This is a genomic window from Clostridium sp. KLE 1755, from assembly GCF_000466465.2.
In the GTDB taxonomy this organism is placed as follows: Bacteria; Bacillota; Clostridia; order Lachnospirales; family Lachnospiraceae; genus Eisenbergiella; species Eisenbergiella porci.
On the sequence record NZ_KE992743.1, the window covers coordinates 26,458 to 36,501 of the forward strand.

At 52.2% G+C, this 10,044-nt stretch carries 8 protein-coding genes; 6 read left to right on the forward strand and 2 right to left on the reverse strand.

Translation table 11 applies throughout. From position 1 onward, the window contains the following. Positions 1–292 precede the first annotated feature (292 nt). Together HMPREF1548_RS21020 and HMPREF1548_RS21025 are read right to left on the reverse strand one after the other, a co-directional pair. Positions 293–613 (reverse strand): hypothetical protein, encoded by a 321-nt coding sequence (locus tag HMPREF1548_RS21020; RefSeq protein WP_021638576.1) that lies wholly within the window; start codon positions 611–613, stop codon positions 293–295. Positions 614–819: 206 nt separating this feature from the next. After that, positions 820–2,121, reverse strand: coding sequence for a DNA polymerase Y family protein (locus HMPREF1548_RS21025; RefSeq protein ID WP_035323275.1), 1,302 nt, complete (start codon positions 2,119–2,121; stop codon positions 820–822). Positions 2,122–2,299: 178 nt separating this feature from the next. Here HMPREF1548_RS21025 and HMPREF1548_RS21030 point away from each other — a divergent pair, with 178 nt between their 5' ends. The 6 genes from HMPREF1548_RS21030 to HMPREF1548_RS21055 form a co-directional block, all read left to right on the forward strand. Further along, complete coding sequence (locus tag HMPREF1548_RS21030; RefSeq protein ID WP_021638581.1) at positions 2,300–3,172, forward strand: carbohydrate ABC transporter permease; 873 nt, start codon at positions 2,300–2,302, stop codon at positions 3,170–3,172. After that, the gene (locus HMPREF1548_RS21035; RefSeq protein WP_021638582.1) at positions 3,169–4,002 is read left to right on the forward strand and encodes a carbohydrate ABC transporter permease; all 834 of its coding nucleotides are present in this window, start codon (positions 3,169–3,171) and stop codon (positions 4,000–4,002) included. The genes HMPREF1548_RS21030 and HMPREF1548_RS21035 overlap by 4 nt, the downstream gene beginning before the upstream one ends. 26 nt (positions 4,003–4,028) lie before the next feature. Continuing rightward, positions 4,029–5,399, forward strand: coding sequence for an ABC transporter substrate-binding protein (locus tag HMPREF1548_RS21040; protein WP_021638583.1), 1,371 nt, complete (start codon positions 4,029–4,031; stop codon positions 5,397–5,399). 120 nt (positions 5,400–5,519) lie between these two features. After that, positions 5,520–7,079, forward strand: a complete 1,560-nt coding sequence (locus HMPREF1548_RS21045; protein ID WP_021638585.1) for a response regulator transcription factor — start codon at positions 5,520–5,522, stop codon at positions 7,077–7,079. Continuing rightward, positions 7,076–8,884 carry a sensor histidine kinase gene (locus HMPREF1548_RS21050; protein WP_021638586.1) on the forward strand — a complete coding sequence of 603 codons (1,809 nt, stop codon included), beginning with the start codon at positions 7,076–7,078 and terminating at the stop codon, positions 8,882–8,884. Before HMPREF1548_RS21045 ends, HMPREF1548_RS21050 begins: the two co-directional genes overlap by 4 nt. Positions 8,885–8,902: 18 nt before the next feature. After that, on the forward strand, positions 8,903–10,044 hold a 1,142-nt coding region (locus tag HMPREF1548_RS21055), incomplete at its 3' end, for a sulfatase-like hydrolase/transferase (protein WP_021638587.1).

A 10,044-nucleotide genomic window follows, 5' to 3' on the forward strand; every position in this document is an offset into this window, starting at 1 on the left:
GTCCGGCCCGGGGGGAAAGGGGGCAGTTCCAGATTTGTCCGAAAAAATGGTGATAGTTCTTACAGCGTCATACCGCCTTTTTATGGCCGCCCTCAACTGCTTTGTCTGACGAGCGAAGCGAGGAGTTTCAAGCAGTTGGGCCATAAAAAGACGATATGACGCTGTTAGAACTATCCCATTTTTGAAATCGAATCAGGAACTGCCCCCTTTCCCCCCGGGCCGGACGCCGCCGCTTCCCCTCCCAAGTCTCTGCCCCGCTCTCTGTTCCCTTCCGGCGGCCGCAAAAGCCCTTCTACCCCGTCTCGCATAACGTCCAGCGGCAGTCCTCTGGGAAGTATTGGAGCAGCACCTTCACAAGCAGTCCGTTTACAAAGATGTCGCAGTCAAATTCATAGGACGGAATTCCTGCATAGAGCTTTTTTTCAGAATGATTTACATGGATTTTGTCAAAGGTGCGTATGATGCCGTCCTCATCCTGCATTTTGAACAGAATAGGCGTTACCTGGCCGGAAGCGGTCGTCCAGCTGCAGCAGGCGATCTCCTTCCGGTTTCTTTTGGGCTTCCATTCCGCCTCGGAATTATAATTGATATCTTTATCCGTATGAATGAGCAACCCAATCGCCTCCTTTCTTCCCGTTAAATCTTACAGCATATTTATATGAAAGAGTCAGTCTGTCGCAGAAAAAATCTGTCTTGTCAGCTTCCAAAACGCAGTCCCAAAATGCAGTTTTTTTCATCCTCAATTCCCATAGCCTCAATCTCCATAACCTCAATTCCCCATAACCGCAGACTCAGGCCGCAGAGCAGCAGAAAGCAAAGCTACAGAACCGTCTCCCTGCTGTAATCCACATCCATTTTATCCCTGGTAATGCCGCCGGACATGTGATCCACCATGGCGGCCTGTTTTACGAAAACAGCGCGCTTGAGTGAATCAATGCCGTAGCGGGCGCGGATGCTGTCCGCCATGGTATCGGCAAGCTCCAGCTTTTCAAAGCCTGGTTCCCGTTCCCGGTAGAGGGGAGAGCAGTCCAGATCCGCCAGGTGGAGCTGACGGCAGTCCGGCTGATCTTTCACCCGGCCGGTATGGATGCCCAGATGCCGGATGGGGGTGATGCCGTCCCAGGTTTCCCGGAACAGCTCCAGCGCAGTATGGTAAATTTCGTTGGTAATGTTGGTGGATGCAGGCAGCGTCCTTTGGTGGGAGCAGGAAGAAAAATCGGAATATTTGATGCTCACAGCTACCACCTCAATTTTCACCGCATCCCTGCGCATCCGTGCGCCCACGGTTTCCGCCAGGGAAAGGAGCACCATGGCGGCGGGCGTCTCCCCGCAGATGTCAAAAGCGATAGTGGTGGAGTTGCCGTAGCCTTTGTTGGCGGGAGCGATGCTTTCCACCATTGCGGTATCCCATCCGTTGGCATAATTCCAGATCACCTCTCCGTAGGACTTCAGATGCGCCCGCAGAAGCTTACGATCCGTATGGGCCAGGTCGCCGATGGTGGAGATTCCCAGCCTGCGCAGCTTTGGAAAGGTGGAGCGGCCTACGAAAAAAAGGTCGGTGACCGGAAGAGGCCACATTTTCCGGGGGATTTCTTCCGGGAAAAGGGTATGGGTCCGGTTGGGCTTGCGAAAGTCAGAGGCCATTTTGGCCAGCAGCTTATTTTCAGAAATGCCGATATTTACGGTGAAGCCAAGCTCCCGTTCGATCCGTTCCCGGATAGCGTCCGCCGTGGAATGCGGCTCACCCCAGAGCTGCCCGGTGCCGCTCATGTCCATAAATGCCTCATCAATACTGTATTGCTCCACATCGGGCGTATATTCCCGCAGGATTTCCATAAATGCATTGGAGCACTGGGAGTAGAGCCGGTAGTGGGGCGGGACGATCAGCAGGCCGGGGCATTTCTGCCTGGCCTCCATCAGGCTTTCCCCGGTCTGGATGCCGCAGGCCTTGGCAGGAAGGGATTTGGCCAGAATGATGCCGTGCCGTTTGCTGGAATCCCCGCCCACCGCACAGATCTGCTCCCGCAGATCCACGCTCCCTCCCAGGTGCTTCAGCCGGTAAACCGCTTCCCAGGAGAGGTACGCGTTGTTTACATCTACATGAAATATAATCTGTTTCATGAGAAAATTATAGGACAGAACGTATGTTCTGTAAAGAGGAAAAAACAGGAAGAGGGCATCCAGGGGGAAGCCGGAGGCTGGAAGGAAAAAATCTCCCCCTGAAAATAAGAAATGTGGAGTTTTTTTATACCTTCCCATTTTTTATACTAAGAGTAACAAAGGGAAGGAGAGTGGGGAAATGAAAAAGAAGCTGACCTATCATAATTTTTACTTTTATCTGCTTCTGCTGTCTCCGATTCTGGTGGTGTATATCCTGTTTTTTGCGCTGCCGGTAGTGTCCAGTATGTTTTTCAGCCTGACGAATTTCAACGGCATCAGCCTGGACTTCAAATGGATGGGACTGAAAAATTACGATGTGGCGTTTCATGACAGAGTGTTCCGCAAGGCGATGGTCAATACCTTTTTATTCGCGCTGGGAGCCACGGTGCTGCAGAATTTTTTTGCAATCCTGTTTGCGCTGGCGCTGAATTCCAAACTGAAGCTGCAGGGCTTCATGAGGATGCTGGTCTTCGCGCCGTGCATGCTGTCGCCGATTGTAGTCGCTTTTATCTGGCAGTTCATCTACATGCCGGACGGCATTTTAAACAAACTGCTGGGGACGGATATCACCTGGCTGGGCAACAGGAAAACGGCCCTGATATGCGTTATCGTTGCCCATGTATGGATGTGGATCGGTTATTCCGCCACGATTTACATGTCCAACCTGCAGAGTATTTCTTCTGACATTCTGGAGGCGGCGGACATCGACGGGGCTTCCCGGTGGCAGAAATTCAAACGGATTATCCTGCCCATGCTGGCGCCTGCCACGACCATTAATATCACGCTGGCGTTCACCCAGTCGCTGAAGGTATTCGATATCGTTTATGCCATGACCAACGGCGGGCCGCTCAATTCCACGGAAACTGTGGGAACCTATGTGGTGGTGAATATGAACCGCGGGCTGCACGGATACGCTTCGGCGCTGACGGTGCTGCTGACCGTTGTCATCGTTGTTTTCGGGCAGGGCCTTATCGGAATCCTGAAAAAACGGGAGGAGGCGGTTTACGGATGAAAAAGAAAGAAATCAGACGCGTCATATTCACTCTGTTCATGGCGGCGGTGTGTATCCTGGTTTTTTATCCGGTCATCATGATGGTGCTTGTGTCCTTAAAGGACGACGTGCTGCTGGCGAAAGAGCCGCTGAGCCTGAAAACCAGCTTCGCCTTTGAAAATTACAGGCTGGCCGCGGAGAAGATGAAGTATGGGAGGGCATTGTTCAATTCCACGGTGCTCACCATCTGCAGCGGACTGCTGACCACATTTTTAGGGGCCTGCGGAGCCTACGCCATTCTGCGGGCAAAACGAGGGAAGAAATTTTTCCTTATCCTGAACGCCCTTTTCCTCATGGGGCTTGCGCTGCCGCAGCAGGTGGCCATGGTGCCTCTGGTGCTGTGGATGCAGAAGCTCCATGTGGCCAACAGCATATTCGGGCTGATTCTGGCTTTTACCGGGGCCAATGCAGCCTACGCTGTGTTTTTCTTCAGCGGCTTTGTGAATACGGTCCCGGTGACTTTGGAGGAAGCGGCCTATATTGACGGGGCGGGGCCGATGAAAACCTTCCTGAAGGTGGTTTTTCCGTTGCTTAAGCCGCCCATGGTGACGCTGCTTATTGTAATTGCCCTGCGCGTCTGGAACAACTTTATGTATCCCCTGCTGTTGTCTCAGGGGGAAAAATCCAGGACCCTGCCGCTTACGGTATTTTTCTTTAAAGGGGACCTGTCGGTACAGTGGAACATCCTGTTTGCAGCCACCACGCTTGTCATTCTGCCGCTGATGATTGTATACTTCATTTTACAGAAGCAGATCATTTCGGGAATGCTCAGCGGAGCTGTGAAGGGGTAAATATAGAAGAAAAAGGAGGAAACAGAATGAAAAAGAAAAAAACAGCATTGATGATGGCGGCGGTGATGACGGTATCCCTGCTGGCGGCCTGCGGACAGAAGACTTCAGCTCCTGCGGCGGAAAGCGCGGCACAGCCGGATGCAGCGCAGACCACGGAAGCATCCAAAGAAGCTTCCCAGGAAGAAAGCCAGGCTCCCGCAGAAAGCACGGGGGAGGTAACGGAGCTGAAGGTATTCGGCTTCAAAACCGGTGCGGAGGAAGGCGCGATTCCAACTTTAATCGAACAGTTCAACAAGGAAAACCCGGATATTCATGTGGTTTATGAAGGCATCAGCAATGCGGGCGGTTATCAGGATGTTTTGACAGCCAGACTGGCATCGGGCCAGGGCGATGATGTTTTTTTTGCCAATCCCAACTACCTTCCCCAGATGCAGGAGGCAGGCTATGTGGAGGATCTGACGGATATGCCTGTGGTGGCAAATTACAGCGGCCTGGTAAAGGATCTGCTTACAATCAACGACAGCATCCCCGGGCTGGGCATGGAAATTGCAGTGTTCGGCATGTTCTCCAATATGGATGTGCTGAATGAAGTGGGAATTGAAAAGGCGCCTGAGAATTACAAGGAGTTCCTGGAAGACTGCCAGATTCTGAAGGATGCAGGAAAGACACCCATCGTGGCAGGCGCAAAGGACGGGACGGCCATGGCGATTTTTTCCATTGCAAAGAGCCTTGACCCCGTATACCAGGCGCCGGATAAGATGGAGCAGATCGCTAAAATGAATACCGGCGAGCTGATGTTCGGTGATGTCATGAGACCTGGCTATGAAGTGGTGGAGGAACTGATTTCCAAGGGCTATATGGACGGAAGCAAGGCGCTTGTATATGCGCCGGGCCAGGATGATATTGCAGAATTTGCAAAAGGGGAAGCGGGCTTTATGCCGGGCGGTAGCTGGTTTGTGGCAGGTCTGGAGAACGCCGCGCCGGATATGAACTATACATTGGGCGGCATCCCGGTACAGGATGAGGATTCCCTGATTCTGATTAATGCCGGCGTCCGTGTCTGCATCAACAGCGCTTCCGAGAAAAAAGAAGCGGCCAGAAAATTTGTGGAATTCTTCACCAGCCTGGACAGCATGAATGCATACGTGGCAAGCCAGAACAGCTTTAACCCCCGCGTAGACGGCAAGAGCACCGACAATGCGGTGGTGGAGCCTGCGGCAGAGCGTCTTGCGGCAGCCAGAATGGTTCCCTGGGTGGATTCCGCTTTCAATACCGCAGTGGTCAGCCCCTGGGCGGATGCCCGTACCTATGCTGCCAACATTGCGGCAGGGGATTCCGTGGATAATGCGGTTAAGGATCTGAATACACAGATAGAGAATAACCTGAAATTGAATTAAAGAATAAAGAAAAGCGGGGAGCCGGATCCCGGGATTTCCGGCAGATGGGAAAGGGCCGCAGGAATATTTCTTGCGGCTCTTTCCCGCTGATGATAGAATGGCAGTAAGGGGGGCTTTTTCATGTACAGGGTATTGATTGCGGATGACGAATACTGGGTGGGACGATGGCTGGCAGATGTGCTGGCTAAAAGCCCTTATGACATAAAGCTGGCCGGAATCAGTAAAAACGGCGGAGAAGCGCTGGAAAAACTGAAGTCCGATCAGATCGATATCCTTATCACCGATATCAACATGCCGGTGGCCAGCGGGCTTGCGCTGCTGAAGGAGCTGGAGGAATCGGGCAGGAAAAAGCCGAAAACGATCATTATTTCAGGCTATGATGAATTTGAATATGCCAGGCAGGCCATCGAGCTGGATGTGCTTGCCTATCTGTTAAAGCCGCTGGAGCGGGAAAAGGTCTACGAGGCGGTGGAAAAAGCCATAGGGCTTCTGGAGGAGGAGCAGCGTCAGCGGGAAAGCGAAACAAGCGATTTTGCAGGGACCGTGGAGGTGGTTCTGGCAGAATATCTGAAGAATCCGGAGAGTGATCTCAAGGAAAAGCTGGCGGAGCTTTTTGTGCGCAGAAAGGAAAATCCGGGTTTTTACAGACTGGGCCTGCTTCAGACAGGCCAGCTGGAGCAGTCCGCGCTGAGCCGGGAACCGCTGCGCAGAAAGATGGAGGAGGCCTGTCCGGGAAAACGGATATTCCTGCACCAGAGAGACCGTTTTACCTGGGCAATTCTGATCACGGGAATTGAGCACCCGGAAGGCTTTGCGGTGAATGAGACGGCGCTGGCAAGCATTTTGCACAGATATGAATTCGGCCTGAGCAGGGCGCACGATGATTTTAGCAGGCTGGACTGTGCTGTGGAGGAAGCGAAGCAGGCGCTGATTGGGAATCTGGAGGAGGAAGGGGAGGAGAAGCTGCGCTCCCTGGAGCATATACCTTCCGAGTCGGAGCTGCATGCGGAATTCCTTTCCGCCATACAGACACGGAGCCTGCCGCTGCTGGAGGAATGCTCCCGGCTGAGCGCGGAGCTTTTTGTCAGGCGGGATTATGATCTGACGGGCTGCCTGAATTTTTATTTTGTCCTGACAGGAGATGTGATCAAGCTTCTCAACGACTGCTACGGCAAGGAAAATGATACGGAATATCTGAGCCTTATGGAAGAAGGCTATGAGCTGTCCGTCCGGATTAAGAACCATTACAGCATCCGGTCCATCTGTAAACGGTTTGAGGATTATACCCGGAAGGTGATTTCCTGTCTGAAGGAGGACGAATATCTGGCGGTTTCCGATATTGTGAGAAAGGTATTGCTGCTGATTCGGGAAAAATATGCCCAGGATTTAAGCCTGGGGCAGATTGCGGATGAATACGGCGTGAATCCCAGCTATTTCAGCAAGAAATTCAAGGATGAGACAGGCTGTAATTTCATTGATTACCTTACGGCGGTGCGCATGGAGCAGGCCAGGGCGCTTTTGGAAAATACGGCGCTTCCGGTGGCGGCTGTCAGCAGCAGGGTAGGCTTCAGGGAGGCAAAATATTTCAGCAGGGTTTTTTCTTCCGTTATGGGGATGAAGCCGACGGAGTACCGGGAACGGATGCGCAGAGACGGAACGGGCAGGGAGGTGGAAATGTGAAAAAATGGATTGGCAGCAGGCTGAACAGGAAGCTGTGTCTGTGCTTCCTGATCGTTTCCCTGATTCCGCTCTGCCTTGTTTATTTTTACATCAATTCCAGATATTCCGAAAAGCTGCGGTCGGACGCCGTGGTGCTGAACCAGCTGGCGGAAAAAAATACGGCCATACTGCTGGAGGATTATCTGACAAAGATAGAGTATATTTCCAACCTTTTTTATGATAATGACGTACAGGCCATTGTCAGGGGCGCGGTGGGGCCGCTTGATAATTACAATGCCCGCCAGCTCCTGGAAAAGAAGGTGCGGGTGAATCTGGATCTGTTCCATATCCTGGACGATGTGGATCAGGTCACTTTTCTCAGACACAATGGCGACAACCTGGACATTATGAATTCCAGCGGCTATATGGACGTCATTCCCTTTCAGTATGACGACAGGATTGCCCTCAACCGTTATAAAAACCATGTGCTGGTGCCAATTGAGTCACTGGATTCATCCAGGAGCGGGAAATATGTGTATATCCGCAGGGTGAATGATACCGACCCGCGCAAGGGGACGCTGGGCATACTGTATATCGTATTTGACGGGAATAAATTCGATGAGCTGTTTGCGGAGCTGGGCACCGTCCTGGAAACCCGGATATTGATCCGGGAAGGAGAGAAGGTTCTCTATACCAGCTTTGATGCAAAAAACGGTGAGCTGGAGCAGATGGAAAACACCGCGCAGCTTCTTACGCAGAAGGATCGGATGCCTGGCAGAAAGGGTCTGGTAAAATGGGAATATGGAATCGAAAACCTGGGAATCCACATCGTTTTCTATGATACGCTGGAACGGCTGGAGGAGAATGTAAGGGCGCTCAGCCGCCTGACGGGGACCTTTATCTGGCTGACGGGCATCGTTATTCTGGCAGCCAGCCTGTTTTTTTCCAGAACCATCGTGCGTCCGGTCAAAAGGCTGCGGGAAAGCCTTTTGCAGGTGCGTGAAGGGGATTTCAAGGTGCGGGCGCAGGTGGAAACCCATGACGAGCTGGGGGACATGTGTGTGGCCTTTAATGATATGGCAGGGGAGATTGACCGCCTGATCAATCAGGTTTATACGACACAGCTGAAGGAAAACGAGGCCGCCATCAAGGCGCTGCAGATGCAGATCAACCCTCATTTCCTGTACAATACGCTGGATATGATAAAGAGCATGTCGGAGATTTACGGGGCGTATCAGGTATCCGAGGTAATTGTGGCCCTGTCGGGCATGTTCCGCTATGCTGCCCACAGCCCGGGATTTGGCGTCACCATTGGTGAGGAGCTGCGCAATCTTAAGAATTATATGAAAATCGTAAATGCCCGTTTCGGCGGCGGGATTGACTGTCTGGTGGATGTGCCGGAGGAACTGCTGGAAGAGGAGATCATCAGGGTATGCCTGCAGCCGATTGTGGAAAATGCCATTTCCCATGGACTGGGCAGAGGCGGGAGCGGAGGCTGTATTTCCGTGAAAATCCGCCGCCGTGAGGATATTATTTTTGCCGAGGTAGAAGATGATGGCGTGGGAATGGAGCCGGCCAGGCTGGAAGAGGTGAGGCGGAAGCTGGCGGAGCCTCCCGGAGGCCGCGACGGCGCGGAAAACGGGAACGTGGGGCTGAAAAATATCCATGACCGGCTTAGATTGTATTACGGAGAGGAGTACGGCATTACCATTGAAAGCATCCTGGGAGAGGGGACGCGTGTCATGCTTTCCTACCCCTGCGGATTTTCCGGTAAGGACAGGCCGCAGGAATTAATACAGGCTGCAGATGAAAGACAGCGAATATAGAAAAGAATAAGGAGAAGGATGATGAAAAAAAGACCGAATATTTTGTTCCTGATGACCGACGAGCAGCGTTATGATGCGGTGGGGTATGTAAATCCGCAGGTCCTGACGCCTCATCTGGATGCGATGGCAAGGGAGAGCGTATGCTTTCTGAACGCTTATACCGCCAATCCGTCCTGCATTCCGGCCAGGGCGGCTATTTTTACGGGGAGATACCCTTCCCAGTGCGGCGTGCCGGGCTATATGAGTTTCCTGCCGGAAAAGGAAACCACTTTTATGAAGCTTCTGAGGGACGGGGGCTATTATACGGCGGTTATCGGTAAGCAGCATTTCTGGAAATCCAAAATAGAGAAGGGATACGATTATGAGGATATCGTGGATGAGCATTTTCCGCCAGAGGTAATCAGCGATAAGATAACTGAGGGCTATTTCGGACAGCCTGCAAATAAAACGGTGTCCGACCGGGTGTCAAGCTATGTAACCTATCTGATGGAAAATGGATTTACGGAAGGGAGCCAGCTTTACCGCCAGATTAATGATAAGGGTATTTATGAGTTCTTTGCGGATGAAAAATACCATGTGGATTCCTATATCGGCACCAGGGGTAAGCAGTGGCTGGAAAAGGAAGCTCCGGCGGATCGCCCCTGGTTCCTGACGCTTTCCTTCCCGGGGCCGCATATGCCCTTTGACGGCATCGGACTGCCGGATGCGGAAGGATATCATGAGGAGGAAATGGAGCTTCCGGATACCAATATCAGGGATATTTTTAATAAACCGCCCCATTATCTGGACATCGCGAAAAAGTTCGGACAGCTGGATCTGAAAAACCATACTTCGCCGGACGGGCTGACGGCGGAGGATATCCGTTTGATGAAAAAGGCCTATTACGCTAAAATGACGCTGATTGACAGAAAAATCGGAGAAGTGCTGGATACGCTGAAAAAACGCGGCATGTATGAGGATACCCTGATTCTGTTCACCTCGGATCACGGGGAATACATGGGCGATTTCGGTGTGGCTACCAAGGCTCAGTACTGTTCGGAGGCGCTGATGAGAGTCCCGTTCCTGCTCAAGCCGCCTGTTGCGGATTTTAAGGGGTATCCGGAAGATTCCTTTATCAGCTCTGTGGAAATCGCAGCTACCTTCCTGACGGCGGCAGGCCT

Bases quoted from the DNA above. Each gene is read 5' to 3' on its own strand.
- HMPREF1548_RS21025 (WP_035323275.1), bottom strand. From the start codon at position 2,121: ATGAAACAGATTATATTTCATGTAGATGTAAACAACGCGTACCTCTCC.
- HMPREF1548_RS21030 (WP_021638581.1), top strand. From the start codon at position 2,300: ATGAAAAAGAAGCTGACCTATCATAATTTTTACTTTTATCTGCTTCTG.
- HMPREF1548_RS21035 (WP_021638582.1), top strand. From the start codon at position 3,169: ATGAAAAAGAAAGAAATCAGACGCGTCATATTCACTCTGTTCATGGCG.
- HMPREF1548_RS21040 (WP_021638583.1), top strand. From the start codon at position 4,029: ATGAAAAAGAAAAAAACAGCATTGATGATGGCGGCGGTGATGACGGTA.
- HMPREF1548_RS21045 (WP_021638585.1), top strand. From the start codon at position 5,520: ATGTACAGGGTATTGATTGCGGATGACGAATACTGGGTGGGACGATGG.